The sequence below is a fragment of the Burkholderia sp. AU30280 genome (assembly GCF_020420125.1).
Lineage (GTDB): Bacteria > Pseudomonadota > Gammaproteobacteria > Burkholderiales > Burkholderiaceae > Burkholderia.
Window position 1 is genome coordinate 16,399 of sequence record NZ_JAIZRY010000027.1, and the last position, 17,393, is coordinate 33,791.

Below are 17,393 nucleotides of genomic sequence, written 5' to 3' on the forward strand. Positions count from 1 at the left end.
CGACCATGAGGCAATTGCTACGCCGAGAGTATGATGCGCTTGTTATCGTATATGGCGACCTATAGGATATGAACCTTGAGCGACGTAGTCGATTCGGTGGTGAACAGCCCATCGTTCGAGGCGCGAGGGTTCACGATTTCGATCGCACCGGTCAGCATCCAAAGGGCTTGCGTGGTCTTTGCAGGCAGGCTCCTTACAAGTGGCCAGCATCGTTCATTGGAATTTGTGGCGTTTCAAGAGGTTGGCGGATTTTTTTACAGCGTCATGTTCCGCTAACCGTTCTGATCGGCAAGTCGGCATCCCGCATCACGATGGGCCCGAATGTCCGAGTCAAGCCAGCTGCTTGGCCCGGGTCTTCGGGCCTTCTTTCGTTTACGTCGATGTTCCTTGTGCGCCAGGCAAAACGTGGCTGACGAACTTCCCGACCTCATCGCTGCGCATCTCGACGTGCTGTTCTGCGGGATCAACCCCGGCCTGACCGCGGCCGCGACCGGGCATCACTTCGCGGGGAGAAGCAACCGCTTCTGGCGCGTGATCCATCTCGCGGGCTTCACACCGGCGGAAATTTCGCCGCAGGACGATCACTTGATACTCCGGTATGGCTACGACCTGACGGCGGTGGTCAAGCGTCCGACCGCGAGTGCCGATCAGCTTTCGCGCACGGAATTCATTGCTGCGGCCGCGGCGTTCGACCAGAAGCTGGCGCGTTACAGGCCGCGCTTCGTCGCTTTTCTCGGCAAGGCGGCGTACGCGGCGCTTGCCGGAAAGCGAGAAATCGAATGGGGATTGCAGCCGGCCCGGATGCAGGGGGCGAACGTCTGGGTGCTGCCCAATCCCAGCGGGAGAAATCTCGCGTTCGCCCTCGAAGATCTGGTCGATGCATACCGTCAGCTTCGTCTGCAGATGACGGCCGTTTCCGGTTTTCAACCGGAGGGGCAGGATGCGGCGCAGTGACTCCGCGCCCCGGTGGCCGGGCACCGTGCTGCCGCGCGCATTCTTCGACCGCGTCGCTACCGACGTCGCGCCGCAACTGCTGAACAAGATTCTCGCGGCTGCGGACGGCCGGGCCGGCCGGATCGTCGAAGTCGAAGCCTATGCCGGCGCGATCGACCCGGCCGCCCATACCTATCGCGGCAAGACGCCGCGCAATGCGACGATGTTCGGGCCGCCGGGGCACCTGTACGTCTATTTCACCTATGGCATGCACTGGTGCTGCAACTGCGTGTGCGGCCCGGATGGCACGGGCACGGGCGTGCTGATTCGTGCGCTCGAACCGCTGCAAGGGCTCGAGCAAATGCGTGCGGCACGGCCGCCGCAGACGCGCGACCGCGACCTGTGCCGGGGGCCGGCGCGGCTGACCCAGGCGATGGGGATCGGCGGCGCGCAGGATGGTATCGACCTGATCGGCGCGCGCGACGGGTTCGCGATCGTCGACGACGGTATCGCGCCGCCTGCCGATCTGGCGGGCGGGCCGCGCATCGGCATTCGCGTCGGCACGGATCTGCCGTGGCGGTGGAGCGTACCCGCCAATCGATATGTGTCAGGATCGGTGACGCGCCGCTGATACACCCCGAGCCAAGATGCGCACAATTCGACCTGCGTCACGCGACCGCCATTATTGACCGGCTAAGCTTGTCTTTTCGACGTTCTCGATCGAGGAGACACAATGCGGCGGGTCGTATTCAACCAGAAGGGCGGCGTGGGCAAATCGACGATCGTCTGCAACCTGGCGGCGATCAGCGCGAGCGAAGGGCTGCGCACGCTCGTCATCGACCTCGATGCGCAGGCGAACTCGACGCGCTACCTGCTCGGCGACGCCGCAGCCGACGCGCAGCCGGGCGTCGCGGATTTCTTCGAAACCGCGCTGACCTTCAACTTTCGCCCGGTCGACGTCGCGTCGTTCATTCATCCGACCCCGTTCGAAGGGCTCGACGTGATGCCCGCGCATCCCGACCTCGACACGCTGCACGGCAAGCTCGAATCGCGCTACAAGATCTACAAGCTGCGCGACGCGCTGAACGAGCTCGACACCTACGACGCCGTCTACATCGATACGCCACCCGCGCTGAATTTCTATACGCGCTCGGCGCTGATCGCGGTCGAGCGCTGCCTGATCCCGTTCGACTGCGACGATTTCTCGCGCCGTGCGTTGTACACGCTGCTCGAGAACGTGAAGGAAATCCAGCAGGACCACAACGCGGCGCTCGAGGTGGAAGGGATCGTGATCAACCAGTTCCAGCCGCGGGCGAGCCTGCCGCAGCGGCTGGTCGACGAACTCGTCGAAGAAGGCCTGCCGGTGCTCGCGTCGAGGTTGTCGGCGTCGGTGAAGATCCGCGAGTCGCATCAGCAGTCCAAGCCGGTGATCCATCTGGAACCCGGGCACAAGCTCGCGCAGGAGTTCCTCGCGCTGCATCGCGAACTGGCCGGCTGATCACGCGCCTGCCTGACGAACCCGCGGCCGCATCGTGCGGCCGTTTTTTATTGCGATCCGAAATTCATCCGATCATTGATTCCGTCATTAATAATCCCGAAAACGATTTCATAATAAATCCAGAAAAACGATTACATAAGTGACCGCTCCATTTTCAATGAGTGCCGGTTTTCTAATAAACGGAATAATGAATTGGTAAATGTTGCGCGACGTCATGATCCGCTATCCTGGAAAAAGGTAAAAGTGCATTGCGGGACAGAGCGATGCGCCGTCTCATCTGCAATGTCGGCGCATCATGGGTTCCAGCGGTCACTTCGGATCAATATAAGGGTTTACACTTAGTATTAATGCCATTTAATTGACAATTAATCGATCTAGAATGTGCTCCTTCAACTTCCCGTGCTCAAACAAGTGACGGGTTGTCAATAAGGAAGTCTGCCGTCGATCGGCTTCCAATTTTCTTTACGTCGTCTCTCGCATTGCTAACAGGAGCGTGCCCGATGTCCGTATTTGCCCCCGAAAAAATCAACGCCGATTATCAATCCGGTATCGCCGCGTGGTTTGCTATCGCGCGTCCGGCGATCCAGGGTTTCGAGGCTGTCGTCGAACTCAACCTGCAAGCGGCCCGGACGGCGCTCGAGGAATACGAGGACAAGCTGAAAAACGCGTTCAACAGCAGCAACCCGGCCGTGGGCTTCGCGCAGCAGGTCGCCGCACCACAGGAAGCGGCCGGCAAGGTCGTGTCGTACGGCCGCCATCTGTTCGACATCGCAGTGTCGACGCAGTCCGAATGGGCGAAGGTCGCACAAGCGCAATACGAACAGAACGACAAGCGCCTGAAGGACGTGCTCGGCGAGCTGTCGAAGCATGCACCGGCCGGCTCGGCGCCGGTGGTGGCCGCGCTGAACTCGGCGCTGTCGGCGGCGACTGCCGCGGCCGACTCGGTGCGCGCAGCGACGGGTCAGGCGATCGAAGCCGCACAGAGCGGGTTCGATGCGGTCAGCGAAACGGCAACGCGCGGCGCGAAGCAAACGGTTGCCGCCGCACGTAAGGACGCAGCGACTGCACGCGAATCGGCTGCGTAATCGCGTAGCCACGCAAGCACGTGTCGCGCACGGGCGCGGCACGATTGATCGGCGCCGGATGGCGCCGGGCGCCGCGTGGCGTCCGGCGAATGTCCGGTTTGCCGCAAGACGCCGGTGAACCGGCGGGCCGTACCGGTGTGCCGCCCGTTCGAACGGGTGCCGCGCGTCGTATGGCGGCGTGCGACCGCTATCGCGCCGAACGGCTCGAGAGGTGTGATCGCCAGCCGAGGCCGGCTCGGGCCGGCGTCAGAACGACGAACTGATTTCAATGCAGGAACTGGAAATGACGGACGTAGTGATCGTATCGGCCGCGCGGACCGCGGTCGGCAAATTCGGCGGTTCGCTTGCGAAGATTGCGGCGCCGGAGCTGGGCGCGACGGTGATCCGCGCGGTGCTGGAGCGTGCGGGCGTGAAGCCCGAGCAGGTCAGCGAAGTGATCATGGGGCAGGTGCTGACGGCCGGCTCGGGGCAGAACCCGGCACGGCAGTCGCTGATCAAGGCCGGGCTGCCGAATGCAGTGCCGGGGATGACGATCAACAAGGTGTGCGGCTCGGGCCTGAAGGCCGTGATGCTGGCGGCGAACGTGATCGTCGCGGGCGACGCGGAGATCGTGATCGCGGGCGGCCAGGAGAACATGAGCGCGTCGCCGCACGTGCTGCCGGGCTCGCGCGACGGGTTCCGGATGGGTGACGCGAAGCTGGTCGACACGATGATCGTCGACGGCCTGTGGGACGTGTACAACCAGTACCACATGGGCATCACGGCGGAGAACGTCGCGAAGGAATACGGGATCACGCGCGAGGAGCAGGACGCGTTCGCGGCGCTGTCGCAGAACAAGGCGGAAGCCGCGCAGAAGGCTGGGCGCTTCGACGACGAGATCGTGCCGGTGGCGATTCCGCAGCGCAAGGGCGAGCCGCTGCAGTTCGCGACGGACGAATTCGTGCGTCACGGCGTGACGGCGGAATCGCTGGCGGGGCTGAAGCCGGCGTTCTCGAAGGACGGCTCGGTGACGGCGGCGAACGCGTCGGGGCTGAACGACGGCGCGGCGGCGGTGCTGGTGATGTCGGCGCAGAAGGCGGCGGCGCTCGGCCTGACGCCGCTGGCGCGGATCAAGGCGTACGCGAACGCGGGCGTGGATCCGAGCGTGATGGGGATGGGCCCGGTGCCGGCCTCGCGCCGGTGCCTGGAGCGCGCGGGCTGGACGCCGGGCGACCTGGACCTGATGGAGATCAACGAGGCGTTCGCGGCGCAGGCGCTGGCGGTGCACAAGCAGATGGGCTGGGACACGTCGAAGGTGAACGTGAACGGCGGGGCGATCGCGATCGGTCACCCGATCGGCGCGTCGGGCTGCCGGATCCTGGTGACGCTGCTGCACGAGATGGCCAAGCGCGACGCGAAGCGCGGGCTGGCGTCGCTGTGCATCGGCGGCGGGATGGGCGTCGCGCTCGCGGTCGAGCGCGCCTGAGCGGGGCCTGACACACGTCCCCCGTGTGGCGCCGGCCGGCGCCGCACGCGGGTGGAGCGGTTTTCGCGCACGACAAGCAGCCAACAACAAGCGCGAGGTGCCGGTGCGCGCCGCGCCCGCGACGCGGGCGGCTGCGCATTGAAGCGGTGGGGCGGCAGCCTATGCGATGCCGTCGCCCCGCCTTCATCGATTACTTTTTTGTCGGTAATTTATAGGATGACTAAGCGAATTGCAGTTGTGACAGGTGGAATGGGCGGTCTTGGCGAAGCGGTCAGCATCAGGTTGAACGACGCGGGCCACCGGGTAGTCGTCACGTATTCGCCGAACAACACCGGCGCCGACCGCTGGCTGACCGAGATGCACGCGGCCGGCCGCGAGTTCATCGCGTATTCGGTGGACGTGGCCGATCACGATTCGTGCCAGCAATGCATCGAGAAGATCGTGCGGGACGTCGGCCCGGTCGACATTCTCGTGAACAACGCGGGCATCACGCGCGACATGACGCTGCGCAAGCTCGACAAGGTGAACTGGGATGCCGTGATCCGCACGAACCTCGATTCCGTGTTCAACATGACGAAGCCCGTCTGCGAAGGCATGGTCGAGCGCGGCTGGGGTCGCATCGTCAACATCTCGTCGGTGAACGGCTCGAAGGGTTCGGTCGGCCAGACCAACTATGCGGCCGCGAAGGCCGGCATGCACGGTTTCACGAAATCGCTCGCGCTGGAAGTCGCGCGCAAGGGTGTGACGGTGAATACGGTGTCGCCGGGCTACCTCGCGACGAAGATGGTCACGGCGATTCCGCAGGACATCCTCGACACGAAGATCCTCCCGCAGATTCCGGCGGGCCGGCTCGGCAAGCCCGAGGAGGTCGCGGCGCTGGTCGCTTACCTGTGCTCGGAGGAGGCCGGCTTCGTGACGGGCTCCAACATCGCGATCAACGGCGGCCAGCACATGCACTGACGCACGGTGGCCCGGACCGCATTCGCGTGCGTTTCGGGCCGCGTTCCGCTATATCCAGTGCCGCAGCGGCGGCAGGCACGCCGCTTCGGCCTCGCATTCCGGAGAAGGCATGGGTGACACCTGGATGGGACTCGTGATCGGCGGCACGGCACTGGCCGTCGGGTTGACGATGGCGATCGTGCTCCACTGGCTGGAGCGGCGTCGCGCGCGGTTGTTGCGGAACTTCGATCATCGCGACTGCTGGTTCGCCGCGTACGGCAAGTGCTTTGCCCGCCGGCCGGCGAGGCTGGCACGCCGCATGCACGGCGTGCGTTGACGCCGGCGACGTCATGCCAACGCGACGCCGCGATTGACGAACGGTCACGCATCGCGCGCATGCGGTCGGTGATGCGCGCGATGCGCTTGATCAATGGCTTGTTTCGCTCTTTCCGGCCGACTCGCCCGAGTCGTTCTTGTGGAAGATCCGCTTCGTCGTGCGCTTGGTGGCATCCCAGCCTTCACGCGACACGTGTGCGACCCCGTGCCCGACCGCCTTCGCGGCGCTCGCGGTCGCGTGGCCGAAGCTGCGGGCCGCCTCGCCGGTCTTGTGCGCGGCTGCCTTCGAATCGCGCTTGATGTCCTGCTTCACTGCCGACATGTCCGCATGCGCGATCGGGCTGATCAGCGCCAGAACGAGCGCGGTGCCAATGAACTGACGAACTTTCACGACCGGGTTTCCTGCCGTTGAGCAAGCGGCTTCATCGAGGATTCGCAGCGCCGGCTGGCGCCGGGCGAAACGCGCGGAGCGCCGTCGCGTGCTGCACCGTAGCGTGCGACGGCCGCCGTGACGCGGGCGTCGAAGCCGTCCCGCGTGAGGCCAAGCTGTGCGACGCGGTTGTTGCGGCACGCGAAGTCGGCCAGGTCGGCATGCACGGGCTGCGCATCGACGCCGTCCACCGCGTCGATCCACGAGTCGAGATCCGCACGCTCGAAGTCGCAGGGCCGCGGCCCGACGCGCGCGTCGTGGCGCAGCGCATCGAGGGGCGCGTCGAGGCTGCGGCAGATGCAGCTGGTGGCGGTGAAGTGCAAGCGCAGGAGGGGTTTCACGAGGGTCGCATCCGGTGGCCGGAACGGGGGCCGCAGCAGGGCTGGCAGGCGCGCCGTTCGAGGTCGGATTTTATCAAACAGGGGGCCGAACCGGACGGCACGCCCGGCTCGCCGGGCGGCTCAGGCGCGAGCGCCGCGCGCAGCGTGGTCCAGTGCAACTGCGTGTCGGCGGCGAGCGCCATTGACGTGCCGCGCAAGTCCGCACGTGTCGGCAGCGGTGCGTGGCGCGCGACCTCGACGTCGGTGATGAACGGCGCGAACGGGTCGGGCTTGACCGCGACCGGCTGGTTCGCGACGGCGTCGTGCATCCGCACGGCGATTGCTCCTTTCCCGTCGTCAATCCAGCGCCGGGATGTCGATTCGTGTCAACCCGACCAGTAATGAACGTGTCATCGGATGTAAACATCTGGTAATTTTCTGCCGGATTATGCAAAATCGCCGCTCCCAAATACAACTATCGAGGGATTCCGGGATGCAACTCAAGAAAGCGGTGGCAGCGTGTGGCGTGGCGTTTCTGTTGAGCGCGTGCGGCGGGGTACAGAGCCTTGACGCGAACAGCCTGACGTCGGCGGGGGCCAGCCTGTACAAGGCGGCGACGCTGTCGGACAGCGACATCGCCGCACTGTCGAACGAATCGTGCAAGTCCAGCGACGCCGAGTCGAAGATCGCGCCGGCGAACAGCGCATACGCGAAGCGCCTGACGAAGGTGATGAAGGGCTTCGGCGACATGACGCTGAACGGCCAGAAGATCAACTACAAGGTCTACATGACCAAGGACGTCAACGCGTGGGCGATGGGCAACGGCTGCGTGCGCGTGTACAGCGGCCTGATGGACATGATGAACGATGACGAGCTGCGCGGCGTGATCGGCCATGAAATGGGCCACGTCGCACTCGGTCACTCGAAGAAGGCGATGCAGACCGCCTACGCGGTCAGCGCGGCGCGCACCGCGGCCGGCGCGGCATCGCCGGGCGTGGCGGCGCTGACGAGCTCGCAGCTCGGCGACATCACCGAGAAGTTCATCAACGCGCAGTTCTCGCAGACGCAGGAAAGCGCGGCCGACGACTACTCGTTCGACCTGATGAAGCAAAAGAGCATGAACCAGAAGGGCCTCGTCACCGCGTTCCAGAAGCTGGCGAAGCTCGACGGCGGCCAAAGCTCGATGATGAGCTCGCACCCGTCGTCGACGAGCCGTGCGCAGCACATCGAGGATCGCATCGCGAAGGGCAGCTGATCGTACGTTCGATCGCCGGCCCGCGCCGGCGGTCGGCATGCGAAAAGAAAAACCCCACGCCCGCCCGGGCGTGGGGTTTCGTTTTGTTGGGCCTCTTTGCGCGCCGCTTACGGCACCATCCCCGGCAGCACATACGCCTGCGCGAGCGTGATCAACCCGACGATCACCGCGAACAGCAGGCTGTGTCGCACCGTGAAGCGGAACAGCTCGGATTCCTTGCCGACGAGGCCCGTTGCCGCGCAGGCGACCGCGATCGACTGCGGCGAGATCATCTTCGCGGTCACGCCGCCCGTCGTGTTCGCGGCCACCGCGAGCGTCTCGGGCACGCCGAGCTGGTGCGCGGTGGCCTGCTGCAGCGAGCAGAACAACGCGTTCGACGACGTGTCCGAGCCCGTCAGGAACACGCCGAGCCAGCCGAGGAACGGCGAGAAGAACGGGAACGCGGCGCCGGTCGCGGCCAGCATCAGCGCGAGCGTCGACGACATCCCCGAATAGTTCGCGACGAACGCGAACGCAAGTACGAGGCCGATCGACAGGATCGGGCGCGTCAGTTCCTTCAGCGTCTCGCCGAACGTGACGAGCGCGTCGCGCGGCTTCATCCGCAGCAGCGCCATCGAGATCAGCGCGGTCACGAGGATCGCGCTGCCCACCGCCGATACGAGATCGATCTTCAGCACGGCGTCGAGCGCCTTCGGCGTCGCGGCGATCGGCGCGGTCTTCACGACGAGCTGGTCGAGCCCCGCCACATGGAACTTCAGCACGGTCGACGCGAGCGCTCCGTGCGCGGCGAACAGCGCCTTGAACGGCGCGAGGCTCCATACGGTGACGACGGCCGTCAGGATCAGGAACGGCGACCATGCACGAACGGTCTGCGCGAGCGTGTACGGTGACGCCTGCCGGCTGGTGCCGGCGCCGAAGCCGTTGTGCGAGCCTGCGCCGCCGAAGCCCGCGAGTGCGGCGCTGCCGCCCGACGCGACGAGGCCGTCGGCCGCCTGCTTCGCGGTGCGCGGCTGCCAGACCTTCAGGAACGCGGCGAGCGCGACGAGGCTCACGAGCGACGACGTGATGTCCGGCAGCTCGGGCCCGATGTGGTTCGACGTGAAGTATTGCGTCACCGCGAAGCTGCCGCCCGCGACGAGCGCGGCCGGCCACGTTTGCCGCACGCCGCGCAGCCCGTCCATCATGAACACGAGCCAGAACGGTACCGCGAGCGACAGCAGCGGCAGCTGGCGGCCGGCCATCGCGCCGATATGAAACGGGTCGATGCCCGTCACCTGCCCGGCGACGATGATCGGGATGCCCATCGCGCCGAACGCGACCGGCGCGGTGTTTGCAATCAGACACAATCCCGCCGCGTGCAGCGGTTTGAAGCCGAGCCCGACGAGCAGCGCGGCCGTGATCGCGACGGGCGCGCCGAAGCCGGCCGCGCCTTCGAGGAACGCGCCGAACGAGAAGCCGATCAGCAGCATCTGCAGGCGCTGGTCGTCGGTGATCGACAGCACGGACGCGCGAATGATGTCGAACTGGCCGGTCTTCACGACGATCTTGTACAGGAACACGGCCGCGACGATGATCCACGCGATCGGCCACAGGCCGTATGCGAAGCCGAAGCCGGCCGCCGCGAGCGCCTGCGGCACGGGCATCCCGTACGCGAGGGTCGCGACGCCGAGCGAGAGCAGCAGCGTGATCGCCGCCGCGACGTGGCCCTTGAGCCGCAGCGCGGCCAGCGCGACGAAAAAGAAGATGATCGGGATTGCGGCGACGAACGCCGACAGCCCGAGGCTGCCGAGCGGGGTGTAGATCTGGTGCCAGGCCTGCATGGATGTCTCCTCCATAGGTTTTGTCGGTACGGCTTGAAAAACGGAACGGCTACTCGGGCTGGCCGCGTGCGCGCAGCAGGTCGGACAGGCTGCGCGGCGCCGGTTCGAGCGGCGTGCGGTGCTGCGTCCAGCCCATCTGTTTCGCGGGCGTCAGCGCACGCAGCCGCGTTGCGGTCCAGCGGAACGCGCGGTACGCGCGCGGATGCGCGAAGGCACCCGACCAGAAGCGCCAGACGAGGTCTTCCGCGCGGGTGTAGTTCGCGCCCTGGCCGCGCAGCGGATGCGCAACGGGTTCGTCGGGCTTGCGGTTCGCTTCGGTGCGCAGCCGCACGAGCAGTTGCGGGATCGGGATCCGCACCGGGCACACCTCGCCGCAGGCGCCGCACAGCGTCGATGCGGTCGGCAGGTCGGCCGTCGCGTCGAGGCCGAGCAGGTGCGGCGAGATGATCTTGCCGATCGGGCCCGGGTAGGTCGTGCCGTATGCGTGGCCGCCGATGCGTGTGTAGACGGGGCAGTGGTTCATGCACGCGCCGCAGCGGATGCACTGCAGCGTCGCGCGCAGCTGCTCGTCCGCGTAGGCCTGCGTGCGGCCGTTGTCGAGCAGCACGAGATGCAGCTCGCGCGGGCCGTCGCGTTCGCCATCGCGGCGCGGGCCCGAGATCAGGTTGAAGTAGGTTGTGATCGCCTGGCCGGTGGCCGAGCGCGTGAGCAGGCTCGACAGCGGCACGATGTGCTCGAGCTTCTCGACCACCTTCTCGATCCCCATGATCGCGACGTGCGTGTCGGGCACCGTCGTCGACAGGCGGCCGTTGCCTTCGTTCTCGACGAGCCACAGCGTGCCGGTGTCGGCCGCCGCGAAGTTCACGCCCGACAGGCCGATGTCCGCATCGGCGAACGCGCGGCGCAGCGCGCGCCGGCCGGTCTGGATCAGTTCGTCGACGTCCTCCGTGTAGTGCGTGCCGGGGATGTGTTCCTCGAACAGCTCGGCGATGTCGGCGCGCGTCTTGTGGATCGCCGGCATCACGATATGCGACGGCTTCTCGCCGGCGAGCTGCACGATGAATTCGCCCATGTCGGATTCGATGCAGTCGACGCCGTGCTCCGCGAGGTAATGGTTCAGCTCGATTTCCTCGCTCGCCATCGACTTGCCCTTGATCACGCGGCGCGCCTTCTTCGCCTGCGCGATGCCGAGCACGATCGCGTTCGCGTCGGCCGCCGTTACGGCCCAGTGCACATGCACGCCGGCTTCGGTGAGCTTCGTCTCCAGCCGTTCGAGCAGCGCGGGCAACTGCGCGAGCGCATGCTGCCGAACCGCTTCGCCGAGGTCGCGCAGTTGCTGCAGCTCGGCGTCGTCGGGGAACTGCGTCGAGCGCTTGCCCTGCAGGAAGTCCATCGCGCCGCGAAAGCTCTTGCGCAGCGCGGGATCGTCGAGCGCGGCGCGCGCGCGGGTCTTGAAGTCGCCGGGGGCGACGAATTGCAGCGTGTGGTCGCTCATTGCGGGAGAGCCTCGCTGGCGGTGGCGGCCGGGCGAGCGGTTGCCGTATCGGTGATGATCACGACCCACAGACGGCGCGGGCCGTGTGCGCCATAGGCGAGCGTCTGCTGGATGTCGGAGGTCTTCGACGGGCCCGACACCAGCACGAGGTTGGTCGGCATGCCGGCGTGCCAGCGCTCCGCGCGTACGGCCGCATGCAGGTCGGGATGCAGCGTGCTCGCGTGGACGAGCGCGACATGCAGCGGCGGCACCAGCGACACCGTGCGCGGCGTGCCGGCATCGGGTGCGAGCACGACGGTGCCGGTAGCCGCGATGCCCGAGCGCGCAACGGTGAAGCCAGCGTCGATCGTGTCGAACAGTTCGGCCATCCACGTGTCGATCGGCCGGTCGAACGGCACGGGCGCGACCGTATCGGGCAGCGCGCGGGCAAGCGCCGCGGATTCGGCGCGGGCCGGATCAAGCAGCAGGCGGCGCACCCCGGCCTCGGCGAGTCGTGCAGCGAGCTGCGCGGGCCATTCGTCACCGGTCGCGCACCAGACGTCCGCATGAGACGCGGCAAGCGCGGCCTGCATCGCGTGGGCCAGCGTGTGCGGATCGCGTGCGGTTCCGGCCTGCGCGCGGCGCGTGTCGTAATGCGTGTCGATGCGTGCGTCGAGCGCGGGGGCGGCCTCGGCGGCGACACCCGGCGCGGCGGCGCGCAGCCGCTGAAGGATTGTGTCGCGCGCGCTCATGGCTTGTCTCCGCGCAGCGACGCGGCGCCTGCCGTGCGGCGCCACAGGAAGCTCGCGAGATGCTCGACGGGTAACGGCGCGCCGGACTTGTCGGCCGCGTGGCCGATGTTCAGCAGACAACCGCAGTCGGCGGACACGAGCCGGTCGCAGCCCGTCGCGCAGGCCGACGCGACCTTGTCGCGCACCATCACGCCGGAGATGTCGGGATGCTTCAGCGAGAACGTGCCGCCGAAGCCGCAGCATTCGGATTCCCGTTCATGTTCGATGCGCGTCACCCCAGGCAGCGCGTCGACGAGCGCGACGCCGTGCACGCGTGTGCCCATCTCGCGGCGTGCCGCGCACGACGTGTGCAGCACCACGCGCTCGTCGGCGCCGGCTGGTGCGGCGAGCGCATCGAGCCGCACGTCGAGCACGTGCACGAGGAATTCGGTGAGTTCGTAGGTACGTTCCGCGATCGCACGGGCCTTGGGGCCGTGGAGCGGATCGTCGGCGAACAGCGCCGGCCAATGGTGCCGGATCATGCCGCCGCACGAGCCGGACGGCACGATCACGGGCCACGCTTCGGCGAACAGGTCGAGCTGCGCGGCCGCGACGCGGCGCGCTTCGTCGGGATTGCCGCTGCTGTAGGCCGGCTGCCCGCAGCAGCTCTGGCCGCGCGGATAGTGGACGGTCAGGCCTTCGCGTTCCAGCAGGCGGACCGCGTCGAGCCCGGCTTCGGGGACGAACAGGTCGACCAGGCAGGTCGCGAACAGGTAGACGTGCGCGGGGGCGGCGGCGGGGTACTGCCTTTCGTTCATGTCTCGCTCCAGAGGCGCCGGCCCGGCATGCGGATGCGGGACGACGATTTCGCTGCATAATTCCCGCGACGGCGCCGTAGCTCAAATTGGTTGGGCCAATCGGCGCGGCAGGCATTCCGCAGGAGACGCGACGATGGCAGCGATGACGGCACGGGGCCGGACCGAAGTGGTGATGCGCAAGATCGAGACGGCGCTGCTCGACGGCACGTGGCCGGCCGGCGCGCGCCTGCCGGCCGAGCGCGTGCTCGCGCAGGAATACGGCGTCGCGCGCAATACGGTGCGCGAGGCGACCCAGCGGCTCGTCGCGCGCGGGCTGCTGCAGAGCCGGCGCGGCGCGGGCGTCTACGTGACGGACCAGTTGCGTGCCGGGATCGCGTCGCCGTGGGGCCAACTGGTCGCCGATCATCCGGCGCTGCGCGACGACATCCTCGAGTTCCGCCGCGTGCTCGAAGGCGCGACCGCCTATTTCGCCGCGCTGCGCGCCGATGCGAACGACCGGCGCCGGATCCGTGCGCTGCTGCGCGAGCTCGAAACCGCGCACGCGACCGGCGCCGCGGCCGTCGAAGCCGCGACCGACGCGAAGCTGCACGAGGCGATCGCGCTCGCGTCGCACAACACGATGTTCCTGCACCTGCATACGAGCGTGATCGGGATGCTGCGCGAGCACATCTCGATCAACGTGGCGGGCATGACGACGCACGACGAGCAGGCGTCCGAGCTGCTGTTGCTGCAGCACCGCGTCGTGTGCGACGCGATCTGCGCGCAACGGCCCGAGGAGGCGCGCACCGCGATGCAGACGCATATCGACTATGTGCGCAGCCATTTCGAACGCAGCGGCGATGGCGCCTGATATTGGTTGGACCGCTTCGACGCCTGGCCCGCCCTGCGGGCGCTTCCGGCGCGGTGGGGGATCGATAGCCGGCAGGCGGGTGCAAGTCGGCGGTCTGAAGCCCGGTCGGTGCCGCTTGCGCGATTGACCGGTTCGTCCGGCGCCCACTAGAATCGGCCGGAACCGTGCGCCAGCCGCGCGTTGCGGCGCATGCGGGCCGTTTGTTCCGCCAGTCGAGGAAGTTTCCGTGTTCACGTCTTTGATCCGGCGCGCACCGGCCGCGCTGTCGTGGCGCGCCGCATGCCGCCTGGCCCGCACGCTGGCCGCCGGTGTGCTGCTGTCGCTCGTCGCCGCCTGCGCGACACATCCGCCCACCACCACGCTCGATCGCCCGGTCTCCCATGCGTTGCCGCCCGATACCGCGACGCCGCTGCGCGAGGCGCTGGCCGCGCCCGAGGCCGCGCATCCGGGCCAGTCGGGTTTCCGGCTGCTGCCGGAAGGCGCTGAGGCGCTGCAGATGCGCATCGCGCTCGCACGGGCCGCGACGAAGACGCTCGACATGCAGTACTACATCGCGACCGAGGACACCACGGGCAAGCTGCTGCTCGCCGCGGCGCTGTACGCGGCCGATCGCGGCGTGCGCGTACGGATGCTGGTCGACGACCTGAACTTCCGCGACATCGACCGCATCATGGCCGCGCTGAACACGCACCCGAACATCGAGATCCGCGTGTTCAACCCGTTCGGCGCGTCGCGGTACGGCATGGTCGAACGCACGGCCAACTTCCTCACGCGCATCGACAGCTTCACGCGCCGGATGCACAACAAGGCGATGATCGCGGACAACCAGATTGCGATCGTCGGCGGCCGCAACCTCGGCGACGAATACTTCAACGCGAGTCCGACGCTGCAGTTCCGCGACCTCGACGTGCTGGCCGCGGGCCCCGTGACGAACGACGTTTCGGCGAGTTTCGACGCGTACTGGTCGAGCGCGAGCAGCTATCCGCTGCGTGTGCTGAATCACCAGTCGTTCGATCCGAAGGACCTCGACGCGACGCGCGACGAGCTGCGCAGCCATTGGCGCCAGAACGCCGATCCGTACAACGCGAAGCCGCTGAACGCGACGCCGCTCGCGCAGCAGATCGCGCGCGACGAGCTCGCGCTCGTATGGGCGCCGGCCGAGTTCAAGGCCGACGCACCCGACAAGGTCGCCAAGCCGACCGACGCGTACGTGAGCCCGCCGATGCAGCGCCTCGTCGAACTCACGCGCGGCGCCCAGCAGGAATTCCTCGCCTTCTCGCCGTATTTCGTGCCGCATGACGCGGGCGTGAAGATTCTCGGCGAGACGACCGCGCGCGGCGTGCGCGTCGCGATCCTCACCAATTCGCTCGCCGCGACCGACGCGGTCGCCGTGCAGGCCGGCTACGGACCATACCGCGTGCCGTTGCTGCAGCACGGCGTCGAGCTATACGAGTTCAAGGCGCAGCCGGGCCGGCAGCGCCCGCGCCTGTTCGGATCGCGCTCGCGGGCGAGCCTGCATGCGAAGGCGTACGTGATCGACCGGAAGATCCTCGTGATCGGCTCGATGAACCTCGATCCGCGGTCCGCGCACCTGAATACCGAACTGGCGCTCGTGATCCACAGCCCGGCGCTCGCGCAGCAGGTCGCGACGATCTTCGCGCGCGTGACGCAGCCGGATGACAGCTACCGCGTGAGCCTTGTGACGCCGGCGGGCGGCGGGACGCCCGAACTCGAATGGACGGGCACCGACAACGGCCGGCCAGCCACCTATCACGTCGATCCGCACGCAGGGCTGCTGCGCAACCTGATGACCGGCGTGTTCATGCTGCTGCCGGTCGGCGACCAGCTTTAAGGGGACGGAAGCGCTCCGGCTAAACCCGCGTTTCCGGTGCGCGGGGAACGATGATATGGTTGTGTGCGCAACTAATGTGGCGTGCAAGACGGTGCCCCCAGGCAGCCCGCACCCCGCGTACCGCGCACGCCCGCAACCGGAGTTCCCCCATGCAACGTGTCCCGAACCAGCCGTTCACGCGTCCCGCCCGTTTCTCCGAAGCCGAATGGCAGGCACGCGTGCAGCTCGCGGCGGCTTACCGCATCTTCGATCATCTCGGCTGGACCGAGCTGATCTACAACCATATCTCGCTGCGCGTGCCGGGCGAGGACGGGCATTTCCTGATCAACCCGTTCGGGCTCCATTACCGCGAGGTGTGCGCGTCGAACCTCGTGAAGATCGATATCGACGGCAACGTGATCGGTCATTCCGACTGGCCGATCAATCCGGCCGGCTTCACGTTCCATAGCGCGATCCATGCGGCGCTGCCCGATGCGCACTGCGTGATGCACGTGCACACGACGCCGACGATGGCCGTGTGCTGTTCGCGCGACGGGCTGTCATTCTCGAATTTCTATTCGGCGCAGCTGTACGGGAAGATCGCGTATCACGACTTCGAGGGCATCACCGTGCATCTCGAAGAAGGGCGGCGCATCGTCGAGAGCGCCGGCGGCCGACCGGTGCTGCTGTTGCGCAACCACGGGCCCGTGACGATCGGCGCGACGCTCGCGCAGACGTTCTCGCTGATGTGGCTGCTCAATCGCGCGTGCGAGGTGCAGGTCGCCACGCATGCGATCGGCGACGCGCGGTCGATCGCGCCGCCCGTGCTCGAAGCGTGCGTGCGCGATTCGCTGAATTTCGATCCGAAGCATGGCGCGGGGCAGGACGCGTTCGACGCGCTGCAGCGTATCGTCGATCGCATCGATCCCGGCTATCGCGCGTGACGCGCAGCGGTCAGAAGCGGTAGCCGAGGCCGGCCTGGATCACGTCGGTGTCGCGGTTGTATCGCGTGACCACACGGTTCCACGTGATGCGCGTGAGCCAGCGATCGGATATGCGGTAGCTGGCCGAGATCGACACGATGCCCGAGAACCGGCCGTCGCCGGGCCCCGGCTGGTCGCGCCGGTTGCGCTGGTCGATCGTGAAATAAGCGCCTGCGCCGGCTGCCAGCGTGACCCTGTCGTTCAGGAACGCGCGCGTGAGCCACAGCTCGGACGCGATCCCGTTGCGGCGGATCGATTGTTTCGCGCCTTCGTACATCCAGGTTGCGGTCCAGTCGACGGTGCGCGTCAGGCCGCGCCGGTACTCGAGACTGCCGCCGAGCGTCGATGGCGACGAGCGGCTGTTCAGGATCGTCTCGCCGAGCATCGCGGTGACCTCGTTGTTCGTGACCTTGCCGGTGCGCGTCAGCGGCGTGTCGCGACGCATGTACGCGCGGCCGGACCTGCCGGGCCAGCGAGCGGCGCGCGCAAAAAAAAAACGGTTCAACGGGGAATTCCGGGGAACGCGGCGCGGATCTTGAGGAAGAAGTACTCCTCGTCGCGGTACCCGTAAGCCCGACGCTTAATGACCTTGATGGTGTTGTTGATGCCTTCGACAACGCTGGTA

General features: G+C 67.1%; 18 protein-coding genes and 3 pseudogenes. 12 read left to right on the forward strand and 9 right to left on the reverse strand.

Annotation, left to right across the window (positions count from 1 at the left end; translation table 11 throughout):
- The first annotated feature begins 75 nt into the window (after positions 1-75).
- The 8 genes from LGN17_RS35650 (at position 76) to LGN17_RS35685 (ending at position 6,257) form a co-directional block, all read left to right on the forward strand.
- Complete coding sequence (locus LGN17_RS35650; RefSeq protein WP_175752485.1) at positions 76-276, forward strand: hypothetical protein; 201 nt, start codon at positions 76-78, stop codon at positions 274-276.
- 129 nt (positions 277-405) lie between these two features.
- Positions 406-954 carry a G/U mismatch-specific DNA glycosylase gene (mug, locus tag LGN17_RS35655; RefSeq protein ID WP_226201477.1) on the forward strand — a complete coding sequence of 183 codons (549 nt, stop codon included), beginning with the start codon at positions 406-408 and terminating at the stop codon, positions 952-954.
- Positions 941-1,564 carry a DNA-3-methyladenine glycosylase gene (locus LGN17_RS35660; RefSeq protein ID WP_226201465.1) on the forward strand — a complete coding sequence of 208 codons (624 nt, stop codon included), beginning with the start codon at positions 941-943 and terminating at the stop codon, positions 1,562-1,564. Before mug ends, LGN17_RS35660 begins: the two co-directional genes overlap by 14 nt.
- A 102-nt stretch (positions 1,565-1,666) precedes the next feature.
- On the forward strand, positions 1,667-2,431 hold the full coding sequence (locus LGN17_RS35665; RefSeq protein ID WP_089451276.1) for a ParA family protein: 765 nt from the start codon (positions 1,667-1,669) through the stop codon (positions 2,429-2,431).
- Between the two features lie 500 nt (positions 2,432-2,931).
- Complete coding sequence (phaP, locus tag LGN17_RS35670; RefSeq protein WP_226201466.1) at positions 2,932-3,516, forward strand: TIGR01841 family phasin; 585 nt, start codon at positions 2,932-2,934, stop codon at positions 3,514-3,516.
- Positions 3,517-3,799: 283 nt separating this feature from the next.
- Complete coding sequence (locus LGN17_RS35675; protein WP_226201467.1) at positions 3,800-4,981, forward strand: acetyl-CoA C-acetyltransferase; 1,182 nt, start codon at positions 3,800-3,802, stop codon at positions 4,979-4,981.
- 216 nt (positions 4,982-5,197) lie between these two features.
- Positions 5,198-5,941, forward strand: a complete 744-nt coding sequence (phbB, locus tag LGN17_RS35680) for an acetoacetyl-CoA reductase (protein WP_226201468.1) — start codon at positions 5,198-5,200, stop codon at positions 5,939-5,941.
- A 109-nt stretch (positions 5,942-6,050) separates the two neighbouring features.
- Positions 6,051-6,257, forward strand: a complete 207-nt coding sequence (locus LGN17_RS35685) for a hypothetical protein (protein ID WP_226201469.1) — start codon at positions 6,051-6,053, stop codon at positions 6,255-6,257.
- 90 nt (positions 6,258-6,347) lie between these two features.
- On the opposite strand, the gene LGN17_RS35690 is transcribed toward LGN17_RS35685, so the two are convergent.
- The 3 genes and pseudogenes from LGN17_RS35690 to LGN17_RS36950 all read right to left on the reverse strand — a co-directional run.
- Positions 6,348-6,647: a hypothetical protein gene (locus LGN17_RS35690; RefSeq protein ID WP_226201470.1), complete on the reverse strand. Its 300-nt coding sequence runs from the start codon at positions 6,645-6,647 to the stop codon at positions 6,348-6,350.
- 80 nt (positions 6,648-6,727) lie between these two features.
- Positions 6,728-7,027 (reverse strand): annotated as a pseudogene (locus LGN17_RS35695) (beta-ketoacyl-[acyl-carrier-protein] synthase II); the annotation flags it as partial.
- Positions 7,028-7,146: 119 nt separating this feature from the next.
- Positions 7,147-7,350, reverse strand: a pseudogene (locus tag LGN17_RS36950) (hypothetical protein); the annotation flags it as partial.
- A gap of 149 nt (positions 7,351-7,499) precedes the next feature.
- Between LGN17_RS36950 and LGN17_RS35705 the strand changes: the two are divergent.
- A complete protein-coding gene (locus tag LGN17_RS35705) occupies positions 7,500-8,261 on the forward strand; it encodes a M48 family metalloprotease (RefSeq protein ID WP_175970825.1) in 762 nt (253 codons plus the stop codon).
- Positions 8,262-8,368: 107 nt separating this feature from the next.
- Here LGN17_RS35705 and LGN17_RS35710 read toward each other — a convergent pair whose 3' ends face one another.
- From LGN17_RS35710 to LGN17_RS35725, 4 genes are read right to left on the reverse strand one after another with little or no spacing between them, the layout of a single operon-like run.
- Complete coding sequence (locus tag LGN17_RS35710; protein WP_226201472.1) at positions 8,369-10,081, reverse strand: lactate permease LctP family transporter; 1,713 nt, start codon at positions 10,079-10,081, stop codon at positions 8,369-8,371.
- A 49-nt stretch (positions 10,082-10,130) separates the two neighbouring features.
- Positions 10,131-11,576, reverse strand: a complete 1,446-nt coding sequence (locus LGN17_RS35715; protein ID WP_226201473.1) for a LutB/LldF family L-lactate oxidation iron-sulfur protein — start codon at positions 11,574-11,576, stop codon at positions 10,131-10,133.
- Positions 11,573-12,307 (reverse strand): LutC/YkgG family protein, encoded by a 735-nt coding sequence (locus LGN17_RS35720; protein WP_226201474.1) that lies wholly within the window; start codon positions 12,305-12,307, stop codon positions 11,573-11,575. Before LGN17_RS35720 ends, LGN17_RS35715 begins: the two co-directional genes overlap by 4 nt.
- Entirely contained in the window at positions 12,304-13,104 is an 801-nt protein-coding gene (locus LGN17_RS35725; protein WP_226201475.1) for a (Fe-S)-binding protein, read from the reverse strand. Before LGN17_RS35725 ends, LGN17_RS35720 begins: the two co-directional genes overlap by 4 nt.
- 133 nt (positions 13,105-13,237) lie before the next feature.
- Between LGN17_RS35725 and LGN17_RS35730 the strand changes: the two genes are divergently transcribed.
- From LGN17_RS35730 to LGN17_RS35740, 3 genes are all read left to right on the forward strand, one after another.
- Positions 13,238-13,954 (forward strand): FadR/GntR family transcriptional regulator, encoded by a 717-nt coding sequence (locus LGN17_RS35730; RefSeq protein WP_175956283.1) that lies wholly within the window; start codon positions 13,238-13,240, stop codon positions 13,952-13,954.
- A 226-nt stretch (positions 13,955-14,180) separates the two neighbouring features.
- The gene (locus LGN17_RS35735) at positions 14,181-15,806 is read left to right on the forward strand and encodes a phospholipase D family protein (RefSeq protein WP_226201476.1); all 1,626 of its coding nucleotides are present in this window, start codon (positions 14,181-14,183) and stop codon (positions 15,804-15,806) included.
- A 149-nt stretch (positions 15,807-15,955) separates the two neighbouring features.
- Positions 15,956-16,729 (forward strand): class II aldolase/adducin family protein, encoded by a 774-nt coding sequence (locus tag LGN17_RS35740; protein WP_175956287.1) that lies wholly within the window; start codon positions 15,956-15,958, stop codon positions 16,727-16,729.
- A gap of 10 nt (positions 16,730-16,739) precedes the next feature.
- Here the strand turns inward: LGN17_RS35740 and LGN17_RS35745 are convergent.
- Both LGN17_RS35745 and LGN17_RS35750 read right to left on the reverse strand, forming a co-directional pair.
- Positions 16,740-17,189: pseudogene (locus LGN17_RS35745) on the reverse strand (hypothetical protein); the annotation flags it as partial.
- An 80-nt stretch (positions 17,190-17,269) separates the two neighbouring features.
- On the reverse strand, positions 17,270-17,393 hold a 124-nt coding region (locus LGN17_RS35750), incomplete at its 5' end, for a transposase (RefSeq protein WP_147299358.1).